At 65.0% G+C, this 24,242-nt stretch carries 22 protein-coding genes; 11 read left to right on the top strand and 11 right to left on the bottom strand.

What is annotated here, in order from left to right; translation table 11 throughout:
* Positions 1-680 precede the first annotated feature (680 nt).
* The 5 genes from ABC383_RS27155 to ABC383_RS27135 all read left to right on the top strand — a co-directional run bounded on the left by ABC383_RS27155 (position 681) and on the right by ABC383_RS27135 (position 6,592).
* On the top strand, positions 681-935 hold the full coding sequence (locus ABC383_RS27155) for a hypothetical protein (RefSeq protein WP_413018905.1): 255 nt from the start codon (positions 681-683) through the stop codon (positions 933-935).
* Between the two features lie 72 nt (positions 936-1,007).
* Positions 1,008-1,199 carry a hypothetical protein gene (locus ABC383_RS27150; protein WP_413018907.1) on the top strand — a complete coding sequence of 64 codons (192 nt, stop codon included), beginning with the start codon at positions 1,008-1,010 and terminating at the stop codon, positions 1,197-1,199.
* Positions 1,200-1,428: 229 nt separating this feature from the next.
* Positions 1,429-2,181 carry a peptidylprolyl isomerase gene (locus ABC383_RS27145; protein WP_413018996.1) on the top strand — a complete coding sequence of 251 codons (753 nt, stop codon included), beginning with the start codon at positions 1,429-1,431 and terminating at the stop codon, positions 2,179-2,181.
* A 59-nt stretch (positions 2,182-2,240) separates the two neighbouring features.
* Positions 2,241-5,300, top strand: coding sequence for an ABC transporter transmembrane domain-containing protein (locus ABC383_RS27140; protein WP_413018994.1), 3,060 nt, complete (start codon positions 2,241-2,243; stop codon positions 5,298-5,300).
* Positions 5,297-6,592 (top strand): sigma-54 interaction domain-containing protein, encoded by a 1,296-nt coding sequence (locus ABC383_RS27135; protein WP_413018993.1) that lies wholly within the window; start codon positions 5,297-5,299, stop codon positions 6,590-6,592. Before ABC383_RS27140 ends, ABC383_RS27135 begins: the two co-directional genes overlap by 4 nt.
* 4 nt (positions 6,593-6,596) lie before the next feature.
* Here the strand turns inward: ABC383_RS27135 and ABC383_RS27130 are convergent, their stop codons facing one another.
* The 3 genes from ABC383_RS27130 to ABC383_RS27120 all read right to left on the bottom strand — a co-directional run bounded on the left by ABC383_RS27130 (position 6,597) and on the right by ABC383_RS27120 (position 8,154).
* Positions 6,597-7,370, bottom strand: a complete 774-nt coding sequence (locus ABC383_RS27130; RefSeq protein ID WP_413018992.1) for a PP2C family protein-serine/threonine phosphatase — start codon at positions 7,368-7,370, stop codon at positions 6,597-6,599.
* Between the two features lie 152 nt (positions 7,371-7,522).
* Complete coding sequence (locus ABC383_RS27125; protein ID WP_413018991.1) at positions 7,523-7,807, bottom strand: hypothetical protein; 285 nt, start codon at positions 7,805-7,807, stop codon at positions 7,523-7,525.
* Positions 7,808-7,899: 92 nt separating this feature from the next.
* Positions 7,900-8,154, bottom strand: a complete 255-nt coding sequence (locus tag ABC383_RS27120; RefSeq protein ID WP_413018990.1) for a hypothetical protein — start codon at positions 8,152-8,154, stop codon at positions 7,900-7,902.
* Positions 8,155-8,489: 335 nt separating this feature from the next.
* Between ABC383_RS27120 and ABC383_RS27115 the strand changes: the two genes are divergently transcribed.
* Complete coding sequence (locus ABC383_RS27115; RefSeq protein ID WP_413018988.1) at positions 8,490-8,708, top strand: hypothetical protein; 219 nt, start codon at positions 8,490-8,492, stop codon at positions 8,706-8,708.
* Between the two features lie 151 nt (positions 8,709-8,859).
* Positions 8,860-9,018, top strand: coding sequence for a hypothetical protein (locus ABC383_RS27110; RefSeq protein WP_413018986.1), 159 nt, complete (start codon positions 8,860-8,862; stop codon positions 9,016-9,018).
* Positions 9,019-9,083: 65 nt separating this feature from the next.
* Here ABC383_RS27110 and ABC383_RS27105 read toward each other — a convergent pair whose 3' ends face one another.
* Positions 9,084-10,247: an acyl-CoA dehydrogenase family protein gene (locus ABC383_RS27105; RefSeq protein WP_413018985.1), complete on the bottom strand. Its 1,164-nt coding sequence runs from the start codon at positions 10,245-10,247 to the stop codon at positions 9,084-9,086.
* Positions 10,248-10,344: 97 nt separating this feature from the next.
* On the opposite strand from ABC383_RS27105, the gene ABC383_RS27100 reads away from it, so the two are divergent.
* Entirely contained in the window at positions 10,345-11,256 is a 912-nt protein-coding gene (locus ABC383_RS27100; protein ID WP_413018983.1) for a LysR family transcriptional regulator, read from the top strand.
* On the opposite strand, the gene ABC383_RS27095 is transcribed toward ABC383_RS27100, so the two are convergent.
* Positions 11,253-12,107, bottom strand: coding sequence for a DUF6920 family protein (locus ABC383_RS27095; RefSeq protein ID WP_413018982.1), 855 nt, complete (start codon positions 12,105-12,107; stop codon positions 11,253-11,255). The genes ABC383_RS27100 and ABC383_RS27095 overlap by 4 nt on opposite strands.
* Before the next feature lie 27 nt (positions 12,108-12,134).
* Entirely contained in the window at positions 12,135-13,112 is a 978-nt protein-coding gene (locus ABC383_RS27090) for a Bug family tripartite tricarboxylate transporter substrate binding protein (RefSeq protein WP_413018980.1), read from the bottom strand.
* A 217-nt stretch (positions 13,113-13,329) separates the two neighbouring features.
* On the opposite strand from ABC383_RS27090, the gene ABC383_RS27085 reads away from it, so the two are divergent.
* Entirely contained in the window at positions 13,330-14,886 is a 1,557-nt protein-coding gene (locus ABC383_RS27085) for an AMP-binding protein (RefSeq protein ID WP_413018979.1), read from the top strand.
* A 29-nt stretch (positions 14,887-14,915) separates the two neighbouring features.
* Here the strand turns inward: ABC383_RS27085 and ABC383_RS27080 are convergent, their stop codons facing one another.
* Positions 14,916-15,902 carry a MerR family transcriptional regulator gene (locus ABC383_RS27080; protein ID WP_413018977.1) on the bottom strand — a complete coding sequence of 329 codons (987 nt, stop codon included), beginning with the start codon at positions 15,900-15,902 and terminating at the stop codon, positions 14,916-14,918.
* A gap of 250 nt (positions 15,903-16,152) precedes the next feature.
* On the opposite strand from ABC383_RS27080, the gene ABC383_RS27075 reads away from it, so the two are divergent.
* Positions 16,153-16,608: a fasciclin domain-containing protein gene (locus ABC383_RS27075; protein WP_413018976.1), complete on the top strand. Its 456-nt coding sequence runs from the start codon at positions 16,153-16,155 to the stop codon at positions 16,606-16,608.
* A 320-nt stretch (positions 16,609-16,928) separates the two neighbouring features.
* On the opposite strand, the gene ABC383_RS27070 is transcribed toward ABC383_RS27075, so the two are convergent.
* The 4 genes from ABC383_RS27070 to ABC383_RS27055 form a co-directional block, all read right to left on the bottom strand.
* Positions 16,929-17,177, bottom strand: coding sequence for a hypothetical protein (locus ABC383_RS27070; RefSeq protein WP_413018974.1), 249 nt, complete (start codon positions 17,175-17,177; stop codon positions 16,929-16,931).
* The gene (locus ABC383_RS27065; protein ID WP_413018973.1) at positions 17,174-18,478 is read right to left on the bottom strand and encodes a TRAP transporter large permease; all 1,305 of its coding nucleotides are present in this window, start codon (positions 18,476-18,478) and stop codon (positions 17,174-17,176) included. Before ABC383_RS27065 ends, ABC383_RS27070 begins: the two co-directional genes overlap by 4 nt.
* A gap of 31 nt (positions 18,479-18,509) precedes the next feature.
* Complete coding sequence (locus ABC383_RS27060) at positions 18,510-19,019, bottom strand: TRAP transporter small permease (protein ID WP_413018972.1); 510 nt, start codon at positions 19,017-19,019, stop codon at positions 18,510-18,512.
* 88 nt (positions 19,020-19,107) lie between these two features.
* Positions 19,108-20,079 (bottom strand): TRAP transporter substrate-binding protein, encoded by a 972-nt coding sequence (locus tag ABC383_RS27055; protein ID WP_413018971.1) that lies wholly within the window; start codon positions 20,077-20,079, stop codon positions 19,108-19,110.
* A 207-nt stretch (positions 20,080-20,286) separates the two neighbouring features.
* Between ABC383_RS27055 and ABC383_RS27050 the strand changes: the two genes are divergently transcribed.
* Positions 20,287-23,889 carry a hydantoinase B/oxoprolinase family protein gene (locus ABC383_RS27050; protein WP_413018969.1) on the top strand — a complete coding sequence of 1,201 codons (3,603 nt, stop codon included), beginning with the start codon at positions 20,287-20,289 and terminating at the stop codon, positions 23,887-23,889.
* Positions 23,890-24,242 lie beyond the last annotated feature (353 nt).

The raw sequence follows: 24,242 nt of genomic DNA, 5'->3' as shown, positions 1-24,242 counted from the left end.
TCTCCTCCTCCCGGCCGGCCTGTTGCCAGCCTAGCTGCCTGCGGATTTCATATGGATCCGGCGGTGGCCGATGCAAAGCGATTTCATGCCTGAGCCACTGGCGGACCTGTTCCCTGTCTGGCTTGCCTGACTGGTACATGGCGAACTCCTTGCCGATGCTGAACCTGCGTTGCAGTGCGTTCAATATCAGCTTGGGAAATGGTGAACCGTTTGCGCAAGATCAGTCCCGCTGACGGCGGACACCGCGTTGTCTGGCAAACGCAACGGTCCTGCAGGCTGCGGTGGTAGTGGCTGTTGGACTAACGAATCGACTTCCAAGGCAAGGCAATCGCCGGCTCCGGGTGCACTGTCTGCAAAAAACCGACATTGCCTTGCCGGTGCGTTTTCAGGCTTTCAATAAAAGCCGAAACAGCGTTGCCATAGCGGCCATAAGCCGGTCGTCCTGTATGTCTTTACACAACAGCGCCCGTGAAAGTGTCTGTCCATGCCATACCGGGCGATGGCCGACATGGCGCATTCATGCCGGGTTTACCCCGCTTTTGATGTCAGCCCATCAAGGTTTTGCCGCGCCAGCAGGGCTTTTCCCGCGATTTCGCGGCCTGGCACGGCCTATGCAATAGGGAATGCGAGCCCAGACAAAAGCTCACCAACCCAACCAACCACCTTCAAGGAGTTTCATCATGCTGACCATCAAAGACCTGGCTGTCGCCACTTCCCTCGACGCACAACAAATGGCTGCCATCAGCGGCGGCTTCAATGCCAACCTGTCCCAGATCGGCGACTTCAACCAGGCCGGCGTCCTCGGCGGCAAGGGCGGCGCCAACACCCAGGTGGGCGTGTTCTCACCGGTCGTGACGCAGTCGAACCTGGACGTGGCCGTGGACGCCAGCAGCCATTCCACCAGCTACGGCAAGCACTATCCGAAGTGGATGTAAGCAGCGCCATGCCGGGCGCTGCGGCGCCCGGCGCAGCAACCAAGCCGACGTAATGACCGACAAGGAGACATCATGAACACCCTGACCATCAAGGACCTGCAGCATGCCGACGAACTCGATGCCAGCGCCATGGCGCGCGTGGTCGGCGGAGAAAAGACCCAGGCCACGCTGCCCAAGGAAAAGCCCATCAAGCTGACCTATGTGAACGGCGACATCATCGGCACCTGGGCCAACGGCACCACCATGTCCATTCCGATGCTGTGAAGCGCGGCAATGCCGCGGCAGCAAGACAGATCGCCGCCGGGCGGAGATCGCGTCATGCCCTACGGGTAGGACGCCCTGCGCCCGGAGCAACACTCAAGCACCATGTCGCGCCGGTATTGAGCGATATCACGCGAGCCGCATGCGCAAGTCATAGACTTGCGGGAACCGGCTTGCGATGTCTGTCCCGATGCCGGCGCCAACCCGCATTTCGCCCTCAGGAGAGGATGCCATGGCGACGATCGTGCGTATCGACGACGAAGTGATCAGCACCGAAGAATTCATCCGTACCTTGAAGCTCACCGGCCAGTTCGAAGGCCTGCTGGACCAACTGGTCCGCGACAAGGTGGCCGCGCTGTCGGCCAGGCAGCATGAGGTTACGGTTACCCAGGAAGAAATCCAGGAACGCGCCGACCAGTACCGGCGCGTGCGCGGCCTGCACCGTGCCGCCGACATGAACCGCTATCTGGATGCGATTAATGTCAGTCTCGATGAATTCGAGAAATTCATTACCGACAGCCTGTACCAGGACAAGGCGCTGGCCAGGGTGTGCAGCGAACGCGCGGTGGAAGACTATTTCAAGCTCAATTCGCCACGCTTCGATGCGATGGAGGTCGGTCATATCGTGGTCGACGGCGAAGGCAAGGCGCGCGAGCTGATGGCCTACCTGGCGGACGATCCGGACAGCTTTGCCGAGATGGCTGCCGAGCACTCGATGGCCGACAGCCGGGAGCGCGGCGGCATCATCGGCCGCGTGCTGCGCGGCTCGCTGCGCGGCGACATCGAGGCCAAGGTATTCAATGCCGCGCCGGGCGACCTGCTGGGGCCGTTTCCTTCGGCCGATCGGGGCAGCCATGAAATCTTCAAGGTATGCGCGCGCCATCCGGCACGGCTGGACGAGGACACCGCCACCGAGATCAGGCGGCTGCTGCGCGAGCAGTGGCTGCTGGCAAGGGCGCAGGAGCATGTGATCGAAGTGCAGTAACCCGGGCGGCGACACGCCGGGAAAGTTCGGCCGGAGAGTTTCGGAAAGGCAGGCGCGTATTGAATACCCCTTCCGTCCAGCAGTCCCTTGCAGGCGTTCTGGCGTCAGCCGAGATACTGACGCCGCTTGCGCCTGCCGAACTGGAAGCGCTGGCTGCGCAGGCGGAAATACGGACCTACGGTTTCGGCGACACGGTCTGCAGCGCCGGCGATCCCGCGCCGGGGCTGATGCTGGTGAAATCCGGCTCGGTGCGTGTGTTCACCGTGGAAGCCGGCAAGGAAATCAGCATGGGGGTGAAGAAGCAGGGCGACTTCTTCGCCGAGCTTGCCATGCTGCGGGAATACCGGCATGAGTCGTCGGTGCGCGCTTCGGGCAAGACCGAACTGCTGGTGATACCGCGCGAGGCCATCGCGCCCGTGATCGCCGGCAACCTGCCTGCGCGCGACTTCATCACCAGCTACGTCGCCATCAGCTCCGCCGGCGGCTTTGTCACCCGGCTGTTCGACCTGCGCGGCAAGGTCGGCAAGGAGGAACTGGAAGAGCTGGTGCGCAGCGTCGGCGTCAAGCGCATTGCGGCCGGCCGCGAGATCCTGAAGCAGGACAGTCGCGAGGACCGCCGGCTGTACGTGATCCGCAGCGGCGAGGTGCGGCTGGTGCGCAGCGATGGCGGCAGCGAGTATCCGCTGGCGGTGCTGGGACAGGGCGAGCTGTTTGGCGAGAAGGCCTGCCTGATGCGCCAGGAACAGATGGCCTCCGCCATCGCGGTGACGGATGCGACGCTGCTGGTCATCCCGGAAAAGACCATCCACCAGGTGCTGGAACGCAACCCGCGGCTGCGCGAGGTGCTGGAAGAGCGCATGCACCACATGGAGCGCGAACTGGAACGGCAGAAGCGCCTGGCCGAGCGCCGCAAGCGGCCGGTGGTGCTGGATTTGCAGTCGCGGGCCGGCCTGAACGAGCGGCTGATCCGGCGTTTCGCGCTGGTGGAACAGGCCGAGGAGATGGATTGCGGCGCCGCCTGCCTGGCCATGCTGTGCCGCCATTACGGCATTCCGATTACGCTCGGCAAGCTGCGCGAGCTGGCCAACGTCACCACCGAGGGCGCCACGCTGGACAGCCTGGCGCGGGTCGGCGAAACCCTGGGCTTCACTAGCCGGGGCATGCAGTGCACCTACGATTCGCTGCTCGGCTTCGAGCTGCCTTTCATCGTGCACTGGGAGGGATATCACTACGTGGTGGTGTACGGCATATCCCGCGAGCGGGTCTGGGTGGCCGACCCGGCGCTGGGCTTTCGCAAGATGAGCGTCAGGGAATTCGAGCGTGGCTGGAGCGGCACCTGCCTGGTCTTCACGCCGGGACAGGACCAGGCGCAACTGGCCGCCACCCGCTCCCCTTGGATACGCTTCGTCGGCTACCTGAAGCCGTACAAGAAAATCCTGCTGCAGGTGTTCATCGCCACCTTCGTGATCCAGATGCTGGGCATCGTGCCGCCGCTGATCATCCAGAACATACTCGATGGCGTGATCGTGCATCAGAACCTGAGCCTGCTGCACCTCTTGATCGTGGGCCTCATCATTTCCAATGTATTTACCCAGATCATGGCGACGATCCGCGCCTACCTCGCCAACTTCATGGTTCGCAACATGGACTTTGCGATGATGTCGCAGTTCTTCAAGCACACGATGTCGCTGCCCTTTTCCTTCTTCGCCAAGCGCAAGACCGGCGACATCCTGGCGCGCTTCCAGGAGAACCATACGATACGGTCCTTCCTGACCGAGTCCACCGTCACCACGCTGCTGAACCTGCTGATGGTGTTCATCTACTTCAGCATCATGTTCGTCTACAACGTCAAGCTCACGCTGCTGCTGATCGGCTTCGTCATTCCGATCATTGCTTTGACCGTGATCGCCACGCCGCGCATCAAGGCCTATGCGCGCGAAGTGTTCACCGCGTCGACAGACGCCCAGGCATTCCTGATGGAAGCGCTGGGCGGCGTGGAAACCATCAAGGGCATGGGCATGGAACGGCCGGTGCGGCTGAAATGGGAAAAGAAATACGTGAAGGCGCTGGAAACCCAGTACCGCGCGCAGGCCTTCCATATCTGGGTGGGGCTTGCCAGCCAGCTGCTCAATGCGGCGGTCACCATTTCCATCCTCTGGGTCGGCGCCAACCTGGTGCTGGCGCGTGAGTTGACGATAGGGCAGCTGATTGCGTTCAATGCGCTGATGGGCAGCGTGCTGGCGCCGCTGATGGGCCTGGTGGGATTGTGGAACCTGCTCAACGATGCCGGCGTGGCGATGGAGCGGCTGGGCGACGTGCTGGACATGGAGCCTGAACAGAAACCCGGCGACGTCGCCTCACGCGTCGTGCTGCCGGACCTGAAAGGCCAGATACGCCTGGAAAACCTGTACTTCCGCTATGGCGGCAACGAGACCGCCTATGTGCTGGAAAACATCAGCCTGGACATCAACCCCGGCGAGCTGGTGGCCGTGGTCGGACGCAGCGGTTCGGGAAAGACCACGCTGGCCAAGCTGCTGGTGGGCTTCTATCCGCCCAGCGAAGGCAAGCTGGTGGTGGACGGTTACGACATGAGCGTGATCGACAAGGACAGCTACCGTGCCCAGGTCGGTTATGTCATGCAGAGCAACCTGCTGTTTTCCGGCACCATCGCCGCCAACATCGCCAGCGGCGAGGAAAGCCCGGACCGCAGGCGCATCGAGGAAGTGGCGAAGATGGCCGACGCCCATCCCTTCATCGCCAAGCTGCCGCTGGGCTATGAGCAGGTGGTGGGAGAGCGCGGCATGGGCCTGTCGGGCGGGCAGGTGCAGCGGCTGTGCATCGCGCGCGCGCTGTACCACGACCCGCGCCTGCTGGTCTTCGACGAGGCGACGTCGGCGCTGGATACCCAGTCCGAGAGCAACATCATGAGCAACATGAACGAGATACTGAAGGGCCGCACCGCCGTCATCATCGCGCACCGGCTCAGCACCATCATGCGGGCCGACAAGATCCTGGTGCTGTACGAAGGCGCTGTGGTGGAGCAAGGTAGGCACGAGGAGCTGGTGGAGCGGCGTGGCATGTATTACCAGCTGGTGCAAAAGCAACTGGGAAGCCAATGACCCTACGCAACGATGACCTCCCCGGCGCCGCCGCGCTGTCCCATGCGGGCGTGATGGAAAAGATCGAGATCCTGCGCTCGGCGCTGCGCTGGGCCAGCCGGCTGGAGCGCGCCGACATCGAGAAGCTGCTGCGCCAGGTCACCGCGCTGCGCGACGAGGTGATGCAGCTGTCGACCACCGAGCGCTTCGTGACTGCTGCGGCCGGCAGCGCGCCGCGCAAGCAGGCCGCGGGCGAGCGCCGCCGCGCGTTGCTGGAGCGCAGCTTCGTGTTCGAGGGCACATTCGGCGACAATCCGCAGCTGCTGGATGCGCTGGAGGTGGCGGAAAAGGCGGCGCCGACCGATTTGCCGGTATTGATCGACGGCGAAAGCGGCACCGGCAAGGAGCTGATGGCCAAGGTGATCCATGCCAATGGCGCACGCTCGGAGCGGCCGTATATCTCGGTCAACTGCGGCGCCATCCCGGAAAACCTGCTCGAGTCCGAGCTGTTCGGCCACAAGAAGGGCGCCTTCACCGGCGCCGCCGGCGACCGCAAGGGCAAGTTCGAAAGCGCCCACCACGGCACCATCTTCCTCGACGAGATCGGCGAGCTGCCGCTGCCGGGCCAGGTCAAGCTGCTGCGGGTGCTGCAGTCCCACGAGATACAACGGGTGGGCTCGGATGAAACCATCTCGGTGGATGCACGCATCGTCGCCGCCACCAACAAGAACCTGCGGCAGCTGATCGAGCAGGGCACCTTCCGCGAAGACCTGTTCTACCGGCTCAGCGTGATCCATGTCACCCTGCCGCCGCTGCGCGAGCGCAGGGACGAGATTGCGCTGCTGCTGGCGTACTTCGGCGCCGAGGCGGCCGAGAACCTGAAACGGCAGCCGCTGCGGATGACGCCGCGCCTGCGCGACTTCCTGCATGCCTACCGCTACCCCGGCAACATCCGCGAGTTGCGCAATCTGGTCTATCGCCTGTCCTGCCTGGCGGGCGACACCGCCGACCTGATCCATCTGCCGCACGACCTGCGGCCGGCCCTGGCGAGCGTACCGGAAGTCCGCGAGGAAACACGCATCAGCATGGCGCCCGGCGTGCTGGGCGACGTCAAGCGCGCCGCCAGCGACCAGGCGGAACGGCTGTTCCTCGAACAGGGGCTGCGCGAGGTGGGCGGCACGGTCGCCGAACTGGCGCGCCGCTGCGACATCAACCGGCCCTATCTGCAGATGCTGCTGAAGAAGCATGGCCTGCATTCGCGCGACTTCCGCGTTGCGCGCAATGGCGGCAACGGCTCCGTACAGGAGCCATGACTGGTCAGGCCAGCGCCGGATTCAGCGCGGTGGAGTCATCGTGCTCCGGCGATATGGCACGTACGGTGACCACCGAGATGTTGTCGCGGCCGCCGTGGGCAAGGGCGCGCTGCACCAGTTGCTGCGTGGCGGCGCTCACGTCATTGCCCGTCAGCAGCGCCGCGATTTCCTCGTCGCCGGCTTCATTGCTGAGGCCGTCGCTGCAAAGCAGGAAGATGTCGCCGTGCATTACCTGCAGTTCGATCTGGTCCATGTCGAACTGGTCGGCCACGCCGACGGCGCGGGTGATCAGATTGCGCGCCGGATGGCGCCTTGCCTCGTCGGCCGACAGCAGGCCGCGCGACACCAGTTCTTCCACATGGCTGTGGTCGCGGGTGAGCTGCTGCAGGGCGCCGTCGCGGTGGAGATAGATGCGGCTGTCGCCGGCCCACAGGCAGATACAGCGCGCATCGCCGGCCAGCAGCACCGCCACCGTGCTGCCTATGGTCTGCACCTCGCGCATGGCCGCCTCTGTCATCAGCCGCCGGTTCACGTCGGCAAGGCAGGCACGGACCTCGGCGGCGCGCGTAGCCAGCTCGCCGTCGCCGCTCACGCGCGCCAGCGCATCGACCACCATGCGGCTGGCGACGTCACCCAGCGTATGGCCGCCCATGCCGTCGGCCACGGCCCACAGGCCGCGTTCCGGCTGCTCCAGGCAGGCGTCTTCGTTGACGCTGCGTACGCGGCCCACGTCGGATAGGGAAGCGGATTGCCAACGAAACAGGGATGCTTGCGCCATGGCGGTCTCCGGGGCGGGCATGGCCAGGCCGGGCGTGCCATGCAACGGTGCGGAAGCACAGTATAAGGTGGCGCGATGCCGCTTCCAGCGCGGCGCTGGCGCGCGATTTCAACCTGGGTCAATGTTTCGGCGCAGCGTGCCAGCGGGTGGATTCATTTCTGCGTGAGGCCCACCATGGTCGGCACCACGTTCACCGTGGAACCCGGCGCCGACGGCCCGACTTCGACGTTGAGCGCCTGTATCGTCATCTGCTCGGCGGTATAGATATTGTTGGTCTGGAAGAAATTGACGATGGCGCCGGGCACCCTGGCCACCGACTCGATGAAGGGCCGGAAGGAAAATACCCATGGCGCGCCGTCGCCGCCGCGCACGGCGCGCATCGATGCGCTGTCCAGCGCGGCAAGGGTGGCAAGGTCATGGATGGTGATGGTGGCCATGTCGGTCTCCTCGATTCGAATTCGTTGCAACAGCAGGAAGCCGGGCGGCGGAATTTTGTGCGATGCCGCCGCGCCGGGCTGGTATCACTGCATCAGAACCATTTGGGCATCATCTTGCCGTAGCTGGTCGCGTGGCTGCTGGCGTCCACATTGATGTCCAGGTTGGTCTGCGTGACCACCGGGGTAAATACGCCGACCTGGGTGTTGGGGTTGCCCTTGCCGCCCAGAATGCCGGACTGGTTGAATTCGCCTATCCTGGACAGGTTGGCATTGAAGCCGCCGGAGATGCAGGACATTGCCTTTGCATCCAGGGTTTGGGAAACGGCCAGGTCTTTGATGATCAACATGATGATGCTCCTTGATTCGGTTGGGTTGGTTGGGTGAGCTTTTGTTCGGGCTCGTCATCCCTATTGCATCGACCGTGCCAGCCCGCGCAGCGGCTTCAAACGCGGTAAAAAGCCCCATATCGTTGATGAACCGGAAAGGAATCCGCTCCATAAGGCGTATTTGGCGCCTCGCGCTGTACGGCAGCGACAGACACCCCGCCGCCTGGTGTCGTATGCCACGCGACATTGCCTGCCTGCAGTGCTGGCGGCGCGGTATCTGATGCCAGCAGGCTGGCCTGGCATGTTCCCTGCGTGAAGGATTGCAAGCCGGACAGGCGGCGATACAGGAGAACGCCATGGGTACCGTGATACCGATCGACTTCAGGCAAGGTCGCCACAAGCATACGAGCCCGACCGATGAGGTCACGCCTGGTATGCACGGACACGCCGTGGCGGCCATTTGCGTGGCATGCCTGGCCTGTCTGCAGGCGCCGCTCTTGATGTTGTGGACATTATGGCTGCCATCGGTGCATCCGCAGGCCGGGCGCTGCGGCGAAGGCGTGGAAGAAAGCTGAGCGCTCCCTGCGCCGTAACACACTGAAACAGTAAAAGCCTTTCCTTGCAGCCGCCAGACACTATCTTATGGTCAGGTGCCACGACAAGCCGGCGTTCATGGCAGTACCGGACCGTCCGGCTTGCATGGTGCTGCACCGATGGAGGTGTGAAATGGTCAATACCGTAAAACCGAGCAAGGAACAGGTCAGGGAGTACATGGCGCGCCGGCAGGCCCAGCATCAGCCACCGCCGAGTTGCCAGGAAATCCGCCGCCAGCTGGGCTGGGAACTGGTGGAGGCGGAACGGGAGGAAAGAAGCAGGCGGCGCTGATGCGCCTGCTTGCCTGCACCGGAAATCCTGCCCGCTCACGCCTTGCGCTTCGGGTAAGGAAGAAGCTAGGCCCGCAGGATTTCCTTCGCAATCGTATTGCGCTGGATCTCGCTGGTGCCGGTGACGATGCGGTACAGCCGCAGCCGGCGGAAGATGAATTCCACCGGATGGTTTTTGGTCACGCCCACATTGCCGTGGATCTGCATGGCCCGGTCGGCGATCTCGAAGCAGCGTTCCGAGACGAACAGCTTGCACATCGAAGCTTCCTTGCGGACGTCCCGCCCCTGGTCGGCCAGCGCGGCCGCCGCCATCACCATGCTGTCGCAGGCGAACAGCGCAGTAGCCATGTCGGCCAGCATGTGCTGGATCGCCTGAAAGCGGCTGATCGGGCCGCCGAACTGCTGGCGGTGTTGCGCATACTCGACCGACATCCGGTAGGCTTGGCGCGCCAGCCCGGTCATGGTGGGGCAGTGCAGCAGCCGGTTGACGCTGATGCGGTCCATCGCGATCCTGAAGCCCGCGCCTTCGCCGCCGATCAGGTTGGCCGCAGGCACCCGGACCTGCTGCATGTCGATGTCGGCATCCACATGCTGGCCCGTCATCGGCAGATAGTCGTAGGACAGGGTCACGCCCGGCCGGTCGAGGTCCACCAGGATGGCGGAGATGCCGTCGGCGCCCTTGTCCGGGTCGGTGACGCACATCACGATGGCGAAGTCGGCGAAGGCGGACGCGGTGATGTAGTGCTTGCGCCCGGTGATCACGTAGTCGTCGCCGTCGCGCACCGCGCGGGTCTGGATGCTGGCGGCATCCGAGCCCGAGCCTGCTTCGGTCATGGCGAAGCAGGCGCCCTTTTCGCCGCGTATGCAGGGGAGGATATAGTTTTCCACCTGATAAGGCGTGGCATGTTTGACCAGGTTGCCGATGCGGGCCGGTCCGCCCCAGTCGCCCAGCACATGGGGAAACAGCACCGCGCCGGAAGCGGCGACATCATCCTTGAGCAGGCATAGCTGCGACACCGACAGGCCGGCCCCGCCGAGCGACCGCGGCAACTGCGGGCCATACAGGCCGAGTTCGCGCGAGCGCTGCCACAGGGCGCGCACGGTGTCTTTGGGCAGGCGGTCTTCATAGCCGATGCCATGCCGCTGTTCAAACGGCAGCAGTTCGTCCTGCAGATACGCGTGGAGCCGCTGGCGCAGGGCGGCAAAGTCGGGCTGGGCGGTATCGTTCATTCGAAGCTCGCATGATGGTTGGGATGTCCCATGTTGACACTGCCAAAGGCAGCGTGTGATGATGGCCCGCGGCATGTCGATAACGGGCGGGAATGAAGTGAGACTGGAAGACCTGGATTATTTTCTTGCTGTTGCCCACGCCGGCCATGTGGGCCGCGCCTCGGAAGCGGTGGGCGCCACGCAGCCGGCCCTGACCAAGGGCATCCAGCGGCTGGAACGCGAACTGCAGATCCCCCTGTTCGAGCGCACTGCCAAGGGCATGGTATTGACCGTTGCCGGACAGGCCTTCTACGAGCGCGTCAGGACAGCCCGCTCGGGGCTGGATGAAGCCGTCAAGGAAGCCAATGACCTGTACCTGGGCAAGGTGGGCCTGATCAGGGCCGGTATCTCGCCCAACTATGCCGAGCATTTCTTTGCCGGGGCCTGCGCGGCGCTGCTGCGGCAGCGGCCGGCGGCACGCATGCAGGTGACGGTCGGCCTGAACGACAAGCTGTTCGGCGCGCTGCGCCTGGGGGACCTGGATTTCTGCATCAGCGCGCTGATGCATGTCGAGGACAGCGACTTCGAGCAGCAGCCGCTGTTCACCGACGACCTGCGGGTGGTGGGGCGCGAGGGCCATCCGGTGTTCTCGGCGCCGCATCTGTGCTTCGACGACCTGGCCAGGCAGTCCTGGATACTGGCTGGCCCGAATGTGATGGCGCGGCGCGCGGTGGAAGCCCGCTTCGCCGAGCACGGCCTGCCGCCGCCGAACGTGGTGATCGAGTCGAATTCATCGATCGCTTCGCTGATGAGCGTGGTTCGGGCAACCGACCTGTTGAGCGTGACGGGGGAATCGACCCTGAAGCAGCACTTCGGCCAGGGCTTGGCGAGCCTGTCGCTGAGCGAGGCGCGCTGGCCGCGCGTGGTGGGCATCACCACGCGCCGCGGCGCTTACCTGTCGCCGCTGACGGTGCGCTTCATCGAATTGCTGCGCCAGCATTGCGCCGCTGACCAACTGCCGGCGTCCTAGCCGGCGGCCTGGTACTTGATGTCCGTGATGCTGCCGCGCCAGTAAGGCAGCGCGCCCTCGGCCGTCAACCATGCCACTTCGCCTTCCAGCGGCACCAGCATGCCGGATCGCCTCTGGTAGTTCCAGAACCGTCCCTGCCACGGCGTCGGGACGATGCGCTTGCCCACCGTGCGGCCGCGCGCTTCGGCTCGCACGGTGTCGATCAGCCCTTCGGCATTGAAGCGGAACTGCAGGGCCACGCTGACCGAGCCGTCTGTCAGCGTTGCGCGCGCCTCGCTGGCATCGACCGCTTCCCAGCGCACGCCCTGGCCGGGAAGCAGCGCCGTCGGATACCAGGCGGCTTCGGCCAGGAAGCGCATCAGTTCGCCCTGCGCGATGCCGGCGCCGCCGCGCATGTCGGCCAGCGAAACAAGTCCGAGCAGGGCGGCATGCAGCACGCCCTCGCCGGCAGCATAAGCATCGTGAACATGGACAGGCAGCCCCGGCATCATCATGATCCGTGCATCCCAGTCAAAGCCCGGGCGACGGGTGACGACCAGCTGATCCGATCGGAACGGTTTCCAGCTGGCGGCCTGGCCGCCCATGTTGAACATGCCGCGATGCTGCATCCGCACGCTGGCCACCATGGGCATACCCTGCTGCAGCACTGCGCGGAAATAGCGCTGTACCAGCGCGGGCAGCGCATCGAGCGCGTCGAGATCAACGGTGCCCGGCACCACAGGCAGGCGTGCCGCTTCAATGCGCTCGCGCAGCATGCTCGTGCCTTCTTTCCAGCGGCGCTTGCCCAGCGCCGTGCCAGCCAGCGAAACCGTGGCAAGCATGCCTGCCGCAATCAAAAGCTTTCCGGGCATTGCCGCATCCTCCTGGCCGGGGCGCAGCTACTGCGCCATGATCTTGTTCTCCCTCACGACCTTGCCATACGCCTCGACCTCGCTGCGCAGCTGCTTGCCGAATTCGTCCGGGGTGGAAGGCCAGAGCCTGAAGGCCATCTCTTCCAGCTTGCGGCTGCTGGCCGGGTCGGCCAGGAAGGCATGCACGATGCCGTTCCAGCGCTGCACGATCTCTGGCGGCAAACTCTTCGGCCCTGCCAGGCCCATCCAGCTGCCGGCATCCAGCGCAGGATAGCCCAGCTCCGACAGCGACGGCACATCAGGCAATGCCGGCGAGCGGGTCTTGCTGGTTACGGCGAGGGGCCGGATGCGGCCGGTGCTGATGAATTCCTTTGCGGGCGCCAGTGCGACGATGCCGGTCTTGATCTGGCCGGCGGCGAGGTCGGCCAGCATGTTGGCGCCACCCTTGTAGGGAACATGCAGGATGTCCAGCCCGTAGTTGGCCTTGATCATCTCGAAGGTCAGGTGCATGGAGGTGCCGATGCCGGGGCTGCCGTAGCTCAGCGTGCCCGGGCTGCGCTTGGCGAGGCTGACCAGTTCCGGGAAGGTGTTGACGGGCAGCGTGGCGTTGACCAGCACCACATGCGGCGCGACCGTGACCATCGAGATCGGCGTGAAATCCGTCTCGATGCGATAGCCCGGCTTGGCATAGAGCGCCTGGGCAATGGTGTGGTTGCCGCCCAGCGTCAGCAGGGAATAGCCATCGGCCGGCGCGGCCGCGACCTTGGCGGCGCCGATGTTGCCGCCGCCACCGGGCACGTTCTCCACGATGACCGCCTGCCCGAGTTCCTTCGATGCGAACTGGGCCAGCATGCGGGCGGCAATGTCGAACTGCCCGCCCGCGGAAAAGGGCACTACCAGCTTCACCGGCCTGTCCGGGTATTTTCCGGCGGCGCCGGCAAGCGCGGCGCATGACAGCATGGCGCCGGCGGCGAGCATGCGGTTGAGTCGTTTGAATCCGATCATCTTCAGTCTCCTTGGAATCGTTATGCCGGGATCAGCAGGTATTTTCCGCCAGGGCTGGCGAAGCATCATTCCGCCATGCCGCCCGGCGATGCCGCCGCGTTATTGCGTCGTGGCAGCGGGCCATTCCGCAGAGTTATGAAAGCCATGCAGGGCATTATCAGCCTGCCGGCATGCCGCTCCTATCATCGTTTCCATCGATGACCAACAGGAGACTTTCATGAATCAAGGGCGCTTCATCACACGCTGTGCGCAGTACTGGCCGGACCGGCCCGCCATCATCTTCAATGATGCAGTCACCACCTTCCGCCAGCTCGACGAGCGTTCCAGCCGCCTGGCCAACGCCCTGCTGGCATTGGGCGCCAGCAGGGGCGACCGCATTGCGGTGCAATCGTGGAACCGGCCGGAACTGATCGAGCTGGAATGCGCGCTGTACAAGGCCGGCCTGGTGAAGGTGGCGCTCAATGCGCGGCTGTCGCGCCCGGAAGTGGTCGATACCGCCGGCAATGCCGAGCCGGTACTGATGCTGGCCGGGCCGGCGCATGCCGCCGCCATCGCCGAGCTGGCGCCGTCGCTGCCCAGCGTACGCAGTTTCATCGTCTTCGGCGCGGCCTGCGACGGCTTTCTGGACTACGAGGCGCTGCTGGCGCAATCCGGCACGACCAGCCCGGATGCCGACATGTCGCCGGACGAACTGGCCGTGCTGCATTACACCTCGGGTTCGACCGGCAAGCTCAAGGCGGCGATGCAGACCGTGGGCAACCGCATGGCCTCGCTGCGCAAGGTGGTGATGAACCGCCTGCGTGCCGAACCCGGCGACGTGCTGGCCCTGGCCGGGCCTATCACCCATGCCAGTGGCATGTTCATCCAGCCCTACCTGTTCCAGGGCGGCGCGATCCTGCTGCATGAGCGCTTCGAGCCCGAGGCTTTCCTGGCGTCTATCCAGCGCTACCGGGTGAGCGCCTGCTTCCTGGTGCCGACCATGATCAACATGCTGGTGGCGCATCCGCGCGTGAAGGACTATGACCTGGGTTCCCTGAAGCAGGTGACCTATGGCTCGGCGCCGATGGCGCCGTCGCGCATCCGCGAGGCCTGGCAGGTATTCGGACCGGTGCTGTCGCAGGGATACGGCGCCGGCGAGACAACCGGCGGGCTGGTGGCGCTGAGCACGCAGGACCATCGCATCGCGCTGGAGCAAGGACGCGAGGCGCTGCTGTCATCCTGTGGCCGCATCTTCAGCGAATCGGAACTGCGGCTGGTCGATGATGACGGCAAGCCGGTGGCGCAAGGGGAGGTCGGCGAGATCGTGATCCGCGGCCCGGATGTATTCGCGGGCTACTGGCGTGAACCGGAACTGTCCGCCGCGGCGCTGAAGGACGGCTGGCTGCATACCGGCGACCTGGCGCGCATGGACGCCCAGGGTTATCTGTACATCGTCGACCGCAAGAAGGAGATGATCATTTCCGGCGGCTTCAATGTGTATCCGTCGGAGATCGAGCAGGCGCTGTACCGCCATGCCGCCGTCTACGAGACCTGCGTGGTCGGCGTGCCCGACCCGGTGTGGGGCGAGGCGGTAAAGGCGGTGGTGGTGCTGCGGCCCGGCCACGCGGCAAGCCAGGCCGACCTGATGGCGCACTGCCGCGACCTGCTGGCCGACTTCAAGAAGCCGCGCTCGATCGATTTTGTCAGCGAGCTGCCGAAGAATGCGAACGGCAAGCTGTCGCGCAAGGAAGTCAGGGAGCGCTACTGGGCCGGGCAGGAGCGGCGCGTCGCGTAGCGACAATGCCCTGTCCCTTCCCGTCCGGCTCAGGCCGGCGGCAGGGGCAGGCCTTCGGCCCGCGCCAGCCTTTCCATGGCGCCCTCGAGGATGGTGAGCGCCTGGCCGGCCGCTACCTGCAGCGCCTGATGCAGCTGCGCATCGGCCTCGTTGCGCGATGCGCATTGCGCGCTGTATCGCTCGAAGCTGCCTATCGTCATCATGATGTCGACGAGATGGCGCGGACATTCGCAGTCCACGCGGCTGGCCGCGGCGGCCATGTCCAGCAGCGCCTCGTCGCTGAACCGGCGCGGACGCGGCGCTTCGGCGGCGGGGCCGCGCTCGCGCAGCGGCGGCCGGGCATTCGCCAGCGCCGCCCGGCACAGCAGCAGCAGCTCGCCCAGTTCGGGCGGCACCCGCGCCACCAGGCAGCCCTGCGCGCGCAGCTGGCGTATCGTCGCGCTGGCGCAGAACCGGTAAAGCACCACCACCGCCACGGCGCCGCAGGCACGCCGGGCGGCGACGATCCGCGGCACGGCACTGTCATCGAGTTCGGACAGCTCCACCAGCAGCAGGTCGGCATCCGCACCCTGCAATACCGTGTCAGCTTGCGCCAGCTGGGCGCAACTGGCGCGCACCACCAGCCCCAGGCTGGCGCGGCCGCCGGCGGCGAGCCGCCGGATCAGGCTTTCCCCGAGCAGCGCCACCCGCATCAGCTGCTTGGTCGCAGTCGCGGGCAATGTCTGCGACGCCGTCATTTCCTCCAGTTGCCGCATCGGCAGGCCGGCCAGCACGCCGATCGGGTGGCCCTGATCCACCAGCTGCTTCAGCAGGCCAAGGCGGCGCACCTGTTCCGTCGAATAAAGCCGCTGCCCATGCACGGAGCGGTCGGTGTCGGAGAGGGCATAGCGGCGTTCCCAGACCCGCAAGGTTTCCACCGACAAGCCGGCCAGCCGCGCCGCCACGCCCGTTCGATGCATGCCCTTGCGCTCGGATTGGTCTTCGGAAACTTCCTTGATTTTAATCGAATCTGCCATGTGTGAACCGATATTGAACCGTTAATGTGCCGATTATAACGGGACAAAGTCTGGACGCATAGGATTTTTCCGCCTAACTTGCAGGCTCAGCGGTTCAGCATCACCAGCACGCCGGTGCAGCAGGAGCAGCGGCGAGCCTGGCAGGCAGTGGCCATCCGCCGGTCGGAACCGGCGGACGCCGGCTGATCCGCATGGTTCCGTTTGCAGCGCTCTTTTGCGCTGTGCTGTCGTCCACATGAAGGAGTAGACAATGAAGAAAATCATCATCGCAGCTGCACTGACTATCGCAACCGGCCTGTCCCAGGCAGCCGACATCGTCGACACCGCCAAGTCGGCGGGATCGTTCAACACGCTGGTGACGGCGGTGCAGGCGGCCGGCCTGGTCGATACGCTCAAGGGACCGGGACCATTCACCGTGTTTGCGCCCACCGATGCGGCCTTCGCCAAGATCCCCAAGGACAAGCTCGACGCGCTGCTGAAGGACAAGGCAGCGCTGACCAAGGTGCTGACCTACCACGTGGTGCCGGGCAAGGTGATGGCCAGTGATGTGAAGGCCGGCAAGGTCAAGACCGTTGAAGGCAGCCCGATCACGGTGAGCATGAATGGCGGCAAGGTAGGCATTGACAATGCCACCGTCGTCAAGGCGGACGTTGCCGCCGACAACGGCGTGATCCATGCGATCGATTCGGTGATCATGCCCCAGTAAGCTTGCAGCAAGCCAGTGCGGGTGGGCATCCCGGCCTCGAGGCCTGCCCGCGCTGGTCCCCTTCGCGCTGCTGGCCTGACTGGCTTGGCGATACCGGTCGGATTGACTCTGGCACCGCGCTGCGGCGCTTCGTCGTAACCCGCAACGACGATCGCCGTGCCTGGGCTCGGGTCAATGTGCCCCGGTCTTGTCCAAGCCAGTCAGGCCAGCAGCGCGCCACCGCTCACGCCAGCCTGCAAGAAGCTGCGGATAGCAAAGGCAAAATGCTACTGCCTGCACCCCCAGGGGCGCGGACGAGCGCCAGCATGAAGGCCGGCACGCTACCCAGCAGCATCACCGCCATCCCCACGGGTGAAGCAGAAAGCGCTGAAGGCATACAGCTCGCCCGCTACGCCGCCACGCAGGCGGATTGCATGCGTCGGGCCGGCATGCCGGTGCGAGAACACCGTCGGCACCAGGCTCATTGCCGAATAACCTACCAGGATGCCGCGGACATGCGGTCCGGGCGCCGCGCCAGAAAGGCGACTGCGGCCACCATGGCCGCGCCGGCCAGCATGCGCTGGCGTCATCCGCCGGCGCGCATCGAGCGAGGCAGGCCCAATACCAGGTCGGGAAACGCGTAGATCAGCACCAGTGCGGCAACGATCAGTAGGAACATGGGCACGGTCACCCTGGCGATCCAGGGAATCTGCTTGCTGGTCATGCCTTGCAGCACGAACAGGTTGAAACCCACCGGCGGCGTGATCTGCGCCATCTCCACCACCAGCACGATGAATACGCCGAACCAGATCAGGTCGATGCCGGCCTTTTCCACCGTGGGCAGGATCACGCCCATGGTCAGCACCACCATCGATATCCCATCCAGGAAGCAGCCGAGAACGATGAAGAACACGGTCAGCATGGCGATCAGCATCGCGGTGGACAGGCCCAGCGAGGCAATCCACTCGGCCAGGTGGCGTGGCAGGCCTAGGTAGCCCATTGCCAGCGTGAGGAACTGGGCGCCGGACAGGATCAGCGCAATCATGCAGAACAGGCGGGTTGCGCCCATCAGGCTGTCGATGAAGGTTTGCCGGTTCAGCGACCCTTGCGCGGCTGACAGCGCCAGCGCGCCCAGCACGCCCACGGCTGCCGCCTCGGTCGGCGTGACCCAGGGCGAGTAGACCGCGCCCAGCACCAGAACGATCAGCAGGCCCACCTGCGCCAGGTGGCGCGATGCATGCAGCTTCTGCCGCAAGCTCAGCTTCTCGGTCGCCGGCGGTATCGCGTCCGGATGCCCAAGCGCCCATACCACGATGTAGCCGGAAAACAGCGCCGCCAGCAGCAGCCCGGGCACGATGCCGGCAATGAACAGCTGCGCGATCGAGACATTGGCCGAGACGCCGTAGACGATCATGATGATGGACGGCGGGATCAGCAGGCCCAGCGTGCCCGCGCCGGCCAGCGTGCCGATGATCTTGTCTTCCGGGTAGCCCCGCCGGGTCAGCTCGGGAATGGTCATCTTGCCGATGGTGGCGCAGGTGGCCGCAGACGAGCCGGACACCGCGGCAAAGATGGCGCAGCCGATCACGTTGGTATGCAGCAGCCGGCCCGGCACGTTTTCCAGCCACGGCGCCAGGCCCTTGAACATGTCTTCCGAGAGCCGGGTGCGAAACAGGATCTCGCCCATCCAGACAAACAGCGGCAGCGCGGTCAGGGTCCAGGAAGAGGATGCGCCCCAGATGGTGACGGCCATCGCGTCCCCGGCGGGACGGGCAGAGAACAGCGCCATCGCGATCCAGGCCACGCCCGACAGGGCGAGCCCGATCCAGACGCCGGAAGCGAGTATTGCAAACAGCACTGCGATGAGCAGCGCGGTGATCAGGATATCCATGGAAGCCTTGCCCTTACTTGGTTGCCAGCGTTCATTCGTTACGCAATTGCTCGGCGCTTGCCCGCAGCACCCGCTTGCCACGCAACTCCAGCAGCAGTTCGTCGAGCAGGGCAATCAGCAGCACGACCGCGCCCACTGCCATCGCCACCTGGGGAATCCACAGCGGCGTGGCATCGTTGCCGGTGGAGATGTCCTGGAATTCCCAGGACTGCCAGGTCAGCTTGATGGAGTAAAAGCTCAGGGCGGCGGCCAGCAGGCTGGCCGCGAGCAGCGACCAGATTTCCATGGCCCGCTGCATCCGCGGCGACGCCGCCTGCAGCAGCAGCGATACCCGGATGTGCTCGCCGCGCTTGAAGGTATGCGCCAGCGCCAGAAAGCCGCAGGCGGCCATCGCATAGCCGGCATACATGTCGGTGCCGCGCCAGCCCAGCGCCAGCGCGCGGTCGGCGATGCCGGCAACCACCATCAGCAGCGTGGCCACCATGAAAAAGGCCGCGGCGTAGCCGGCGGCCATATAGAGTCTGTCGAGTAGAGCGCGCATGGTGGTCCGTGATCAGGCCGGTTTTCAGGAAAATAAAAAGCCAGCAAGGGCCATGCCATGCATGCTCCTTGCTGGCCGTCGGCGCCGCTCAGTTCTTGCGATAGGCGTCCATCACGGCCTGGCCTTCCGGCCCTGCCTTCTTCAGCCAGTCTGCCTGCATCACCTGGCCAACCTGCTTCATGTCGGCTTGCAGCTTGGCCGATGGCTTGTGGATCGTCATCCCCTTTTCCTTCAGCGCATTCAGGTACCACTCGTTCTTCTCGGCCGACACCTTCCAGCCGCGCGCCTCGGCCGTTTCGGCCGCCTTCAGCAGCGCGTCGCGGGTCGGCTGGTCAAGCGCATCGAATGCCTTCTTGTTGACGATGACCGCGTTCTTCGGCAGCCACGCCTGGGTGTCGTAGAAGTTCTTGACCTGCTCGTAGACCTTGGAGTCGTAGCCGGTGGAGCCGGAGGTCATGAAGGACTCGACCACGCCCGTGGCCAGCGCCTGCGACAGCTCGGACGCCTGCACCGTGACCGGCTGCGCGCCGACCAGCTCGGCGATCTTGCTGGTCGATGGGCTGTAGGCGCGCCATTTCAGGCCGCGCATGTCGGCCGCCGACTCGATCGGCTTCTTCGAATAGATGCCCTGCGGCGGCCAGGCCACCGCATATAGCATCATCATGCCCTGCTTGCCCAGCAGGTCGTTCTGGGCCTTCTTCGACGCCTTGTACAGCTTCATCGATTCCTCGTAGGAGGTGGCCAGGAAGGGAATGCCGTCGACGCCATAGAGCGGATTCTCGTTCTCGAAGTTGGCCAGCAGGATCTCGCCGATCTGCGCCTGGCCGCCCTGCACCGCGCGCTTGATCTCGGGCGCCTTGAATAGCGACGCATTCGCATGCACCGTGATCTTGAGCTTGCCGCCGGTGGCCTTGTCGACATCGGCGGCGAACTGCTGCACGTTCTCGGTATGGAAGTTATTGGCGGGATAGGCGGTTGGCATGTCCCACTTGGTCTGGGACTGGGCCGCGGCGCAAAGGCCGATGAGGGAAAAGGCGACTGCAAGCTTGCTCAAACGCATGGGTGATCCCCTGTTGACTGGCATGTTAAGGAAAGAATCGCGCGGCAAGAGTAGCGCTAACGGCTGCTTTTCTCAAGGGCAAGCGTGTTTATGCAGCTTGTGCCACCGCAAGCCGCTTTCCAGTTTCGTGCGGCTACCGCTATCATGGCCGGTGCCGGGCAGAAGACGATGGCCTGCCCGCCAACCAAACTGAAAGGGTGGTCTCGCATGCAACGCTGGCAATTCTGGGTAGACAGGGGCGGCACCTTCACCGACATCGTCGCGAAGCGGCCGGATGGCAGCCTGACGACGTACAAGCTCCTCTCCGACAATCCGGAACAGTACCGGGACGCGGCGGTGGCCGGCATACGGCACCTGCTCGGGCTCGGCGCCGGCGAACCCATTCCTTCCGATCTGGTGGAAGCCGTGAAGATGGGCACCACGGTAGCCACCAATGCACTATTGGAGCGCAAGGGCGAGCGCACCGTGCTGGCCATCAGCCGGGGCTTCCGGGATGCGCTGCGCATCGCCTACCAGAACCGGCCGCGTTTGTTCGACCGCCATATCGTGCTGCCGGAACTGCTCTACAGCCGGGTCATCGAGATCGACGAGCGCATTGGCGCCCATGGCGAGACAGTGCTGGCGCTGGACGAGGCCGGCGCGGCGTCCGCCCTGCGCGCAGCCTACGACGAAGGCTACCGCGCGCTGGCCATCGTCTTCATGCATGGCTACCGCTACACCGCGCACGAGGCCGCGGTCGAGCGGATGGCGCGCGAGATCGGCTATACCCAGGTATCCGCCTCGCACCAGACCAGCCCGATGATGAAGCTGATCTCGCGCGGCGACACCACCGTGGTCGACGCCTACCTGTCGCCCATCCTGCGGCGCTATGTCGACCAGGTGGCGCATGAAATGCCGGGCGTGCACCTGCAGTTCATGCAGTCCAGCGGCGGCCTCACCAACGCCCATGCCTTCCAGGGCAAGGACTCGATCCTGTCGGGGCCGGCAGGCGGCATCGTCGGCATGGCGCGCACCAGCGAACTGGCCGGCTTCGACAAGGTGATCGGCTTCGACATGGGCGGCACCTCGACCGACGTCTCGCATTACGCCGGCGAGTTCGAGCGGGTGTTCGAGACCCAGGTCGCCGGCGTGCGCATGCGCGCGCCGATGATGAGCATCCACACGGTGGCCGCCGGCGGCGGCTCCATCCTGCATTTCGACGGCGTGCGCTACCGGGTCGGGCCCGACAGCGCCGGCGCCAATCCCGGTCCGGCAAGCTACCGCCGCGGCGGACCGCTGACCGTCACTGACTGCAACGTCCTGCTGGGCAAGATCCAGCCGGCGCATTTTCCGAGCGTGTTCGGCCCCAACGGCGACCAGCCGCTGGACCTGGATGCGGCGCGCACCGGCTTTGCCCGCATGGCCGCCGAAATCGGCCAGGCTACCGGCAGGACGCCCTTGCCCGAGCAGGTCGCGGAGGGCTGCCTTGCGATCGCGGTCGCCAGCATGGCCAATGCGATCAAGCAGATCTCGGTGCAGCGTGGCCACAACGTGACCGAATACGTGCTCGCCACCTTCGGCGGCGCCGGCGGCCAGCATGCCTGCCTGGTGGCCGACGCGCTGGGCATGACGCGGGTGTTCTGCCACCCCTTGGGCGGCGTGCTGTCGGCCTATGGCATGGGGCTGGCCGACCAGACCGCGATGCGCGAAGCCGCGGTCGAAGCCAGGCTTTCGGATGACGCGATGGTTGAAGTGGAAGAGAAGCTGGCGCAGCTGGCGGAGGCGGCCAGTCAGGAACTGACGGCACAGGGCGTGCCGGCACAGCGCATCATTGAACTGCGCCGGGTTCATCTGCGCTATGAAGGCACCGATTCGGCGCTGGTAGTGCCGTTCGGCACGCTGCCGGAGATGCAGTCCGGCTTCGAAGCAGCCTATCGCAAGCGCTTCTCCTTCCTGATGCAGGGCAAGGCCCTGATCGTCGAGGCGGTGTCGGTCGAGGCGGTCGGGCCGTCGGATGCACCGCGCGAGCGGCCGGCATCGCGCCCGGCGCGCCAGGGGCCGCTGCGTGCGGCGCAGGCGCTGCGCTTCTACTCCGGCAGCGCCTGGCATGAGGCCGGCATGTTCCGGCGCGACGACACCCGCCCCGGCGACCTGATCCGCGGTCCGGCCATCATCGCCGAAGCCAATGCCACCACCGTGGTGGAGCCGGGCTGGCAGGCCGAAGTCACTGCGCTGGACCATCTGGTGCTGACCCGGATCGAGGCGCGTCCGGAGCGGCGCGCGCTGGGCACCAGCGCCGACCCGGTGATGCTGGAGATCTTCAACAACCTGTTCATGTCGATCGCGGAGCAGATGGGGCTGCGGCTGCAGAACACCGCCTACTCGGTAAATATCAAGGAAAGGCTGGACTTTTCCTGCGCCATCTTCGACGCCGCCGGGCACCTGATCGCCAATGCGCCGCACATGCCGGTGCACCTGGGCTCGATGGGCGAGAGCATCAAGACGGTGATGCAGGAGAACCGCGGCGCAATGCGGCCGGGCGACGTGTTCATGCTCAACGATCCGTATCACGGCGGCACCCATCTGCCGGATGTTACCGTGATCACGCCCGTATTCGACGAGGCCGGCAACGACATCCTGTTCTACGTCGGTTCACGCGGCCACCACGCCGACATCGGCGGCACCACGCCGGGTTCGATGCCGCCGGATTCCACGGTGATCGAGGAAGAGGGCGTGCTGATCAATAACTTCAAGCTGGTGGAAGCCGGCCGCCTGCGCGAAGCCGAGACCCGTGCGCTGCTCTGCGGCGCCCGCCATCCGGCCCGCAATCCCGAACAGAACATGGGCGACCTGCGGGCGCAGATCGCCGCCAACCAGAAGGGCGTGGAAGAGTTGGGCAAGATGGTGGCCCACTTCGGGCTGGACGTGGTCCAGGCCTACATGGGCCATGTGCAGGACAATGCCGAGGAAGCGGTGCGGCGCGTGATTACGGCGCTGCATGACGGCGCCTACACCTATGCGCTCGACAACGGCGCGGTGATCAAGGTGGCGATCAGGGTAGATCAGACAACGCGCAGCGCCGACATCGATTTCACCGGCACCTCGCCCCAGCTGGCCAACAACTTCAATGCGCCTTCGGCGGTCTGCATGGCGGCGGTGCTGTATGTATTCCGCACACTGGTCAACGACGACATACCGCTCAACGCCGGCTGCCTCAAGCCGCTGAACGTGATCATTCCGGAAGGCTCGATGTTGAACCCGCGTTATCCGGCGTCCGTCGTGTCGGGTAACGTGGAGACCTCCACCTGCATCACCAATGCGTTGTATGGCGCACTGGGCGTGATGGCTGCGTCACAGGGCACGATGAACAACTTCACCTTCGGCAACGATCGCTACCAGTACTATGAAACCATCTCCGGCGGCTCCGGCGCCGGCGAGGGCTTCGACGGCACCGACGTGGTGCAGACCAACATGACCAACTCGCGCCTGACCGACCCGGAGATCCTGGAGTTCCGCTTCCCGGTCAGGCTGGAGAGCTACGAGATCAATCCTGGCACCGGCGGCGACGGCAAATGGCATGGCGGCAACGGCGGCATTCGCAAGGTGCGCTTCCTGGAGCCGATGACGGCTTCCATCCTGTCGAATAACCGGCTGCATGCGCCGTTCGGCATGGCTGGCGGCGAGCCGGGCGCGAAAGGGCGCAACTACGTGCTGCGGGCCGATGGCGGCACGGATGAACTGCGGCACGTGGACAAGACCGAGATGCAGTCGGGCGATGTGTTCGTGATCGAGACGCCGGGGGGCGGGGGGTATGGAAAGGTTGGAGAATAGCGGTCCCGTTTTTTGGATGGGTAATTGAGTTGCTGGCGCCCGGGGTTATTTCCGGGAATAGCGGGGGAATGTGGTTTGGGTATTGCGGTGGTGCGGGAATAGAGGCGACCGTTGCGGTTGCTTCTGCTTCTGCTTCTGCTTCTGCTTCTGCAGTTGCAGTTGCCGTTGCAGTTAGGGTCCCCGTCTGTGTACCGCCGTGACGGCGATGCCCGGAGCGGGAAAAGGTGCGGCGTCTGTCTGAGCGCCGCGCAGCGGAGCGAGTTTAGCCGCGCCCCGCTCCGGGCATCGCCGTCACGGGAACCCCGCGCAGCGGGGCGGCACAGTCGGGGTCGCCTTTTTTGGTTACTTTTTTG

This window comes from Noviherbaspirillum phoenicis (assembly GCF_047237965.1).
Lineage (GTDB): Bacteria > Pseudomonadota > Gammaproteobacteria > Burkholderiales > Burkholderiaceae_D > Noviherbaspirillum_A.
Note: the sequence above shows the minus strand (reverse complement) of the source record. Positions and strands in the feature narration are given on the sequence as shown.

What these genes read in the sequence shown, in the direction of transcription:
- ABC383_RS27155 (WP_413018905.1), top strand. Translation starts at nt 681, where the DNA reads ATGCTGACCATCAAAGACCTGGCTGTCGCCACTTCCCTCGACGCACAA.
- ABC383_RS27150 (WP_413018907.1), top strand. Translation starts at nt 1,008, where the DNA reads ATGAACACCCTGACCATCAAGGACCTGCAGCATGCCGACGAACTCGAT.
- ABC383_RS27145 (WP_413018996.1), top strand. Translation starts at nt 1,429, where the DNA reads ATGGCGACGATCGTGCGTATCGACGACGAAGTGATCAGCACCGAAGAA.
- ABC383_RS27135 (WP_413018993.1), top strand. Translation starts at nt 5,297, where the DNA reads ATGACCCTACGCAACGATGACCTCCCCGGCGCCGCCGCGCTGTCCCAT.
- ABC383_RS27130 (WP_413018992.1), bottom strand. Translation starts at nt 7,370, where the DNA reads ATGGCGCAAGCATCCCTGTTTCGTTGGCAATCCGCTTCCCTATCCGAC.
- ABC383_RS27125 (WP_413018991.1), bottom strand. Translation starts at nt 7,807, where the DNA reads ATGGCCACCATCACCATCCATGACCTTGCCACCCTTGCCGCGCTGGAC.
- ABC383_RS27120 (WP_413018990.1), bottom strand. Translation starts at nt 8,154, where the DNA reads ATGTTGATCATCAAAGACCTGGCCGTTTCCCAAACCCTGGATGCAAAG.
- ABC383_RS27115 (WP_413018988.1), top strand. Translation starts at nt 8,490, where the DNA reads ATGGGTACCGTGATACCGATCGACTTCAGGCAAGGTCGCCACAAGCAT.
- ABC383_RS27110 (WP_413018986.1), top strand. Translation starts at nt 8,860, where the DNA reads ATGGTCAATACCGTAAAACCGAGCAAGGAACAGGTCAGGGAGTACATG.
- ABC383_RS27105 (WP_413018985.1), bottom strand. Translation starts at nt 10,247, where the DNA reads ATGAACGATACCGCCCAGCCCGACTTTGCCGCCCTGCGCCAGCGGCTC.
- ABC383_RS27095 (WP_413018982.1), bottom strand. Translation starts at nt 12,107, where the DNA reads ATGCCCGGAAAGCTTTTGATTGCGGCAGGCATGCTTGCCACGGTTTCG.
- ABC383_RS27090 (WP_413018980.1), bottom strand. Translation starts at nt 13,112, where the DNA reads ATGATCGGATTCAAACGACTCAACCGCATGCTCGCCGCCGGCGCCATG.
- ABC383_RS27085 (WP_413018979.1), top strand. Translation starts at nt 13,330, where the DNA reads ATGAATCAAGGGCGCTTCATCACACGCTGTGCGCAGTACTGGCCGGAC.
- ABC383_RS27080 (WP_413018977.1), bottom strand. Translation starts at nt 15,902, where the DNA reads ATGGCAGATTCGATTAAAATCAAGGAAGTTTCCGAAGACCAATCCGAG.
- ABC383_RS27075 (WP_413018976.1), top strand. Translation starts at nt 16,153, where the DNA reads ATGAAGAAAATCATCATCGCAGCTGCACTGACTATCGCAACCGGCCTG.
- ABC383_RS27070 (WP_413018974.1), bottom strand. Translation starts at nt 17,177, where the DNA reads ATGACGCCAGCGCATGCTGGCCGGCGCGGCCATGGTGGCCGCAGTCGC.
- ABC383_RS27065 (WP_413018973.1), bottom strand. Translation starts at nt 18,478, where the DNA reads ATGGATATCCTGATCACCGCGCTGCTCATCGCAGTGCTGTTTGCAATA.
- ABC383_RS27060 (WP_413018972.1), bottom strand. Translation starts at nt 19,019, where the DNA reads ATGCGCGCTCTACTCGACAGACTCTATATGGCCGCCGGCTACGCCGCG.
- ABC383_RS27055 (WP_413018971.1), bottom strand. Translation starts at nt 20,079, where the DNA reads ATGCGTTTGAGCAAGCTTGCAGTCGCCTTTTCCCTCATCGGCCTTTGC.
- ABC383_RS27050 (WP_413018969.1), top strand. Translation starts at nt 20,287, where the DNA reads ATGCAACGCTGGCAATTCTGGGTAGACAGGGGCGGCACCTTCACCGAC.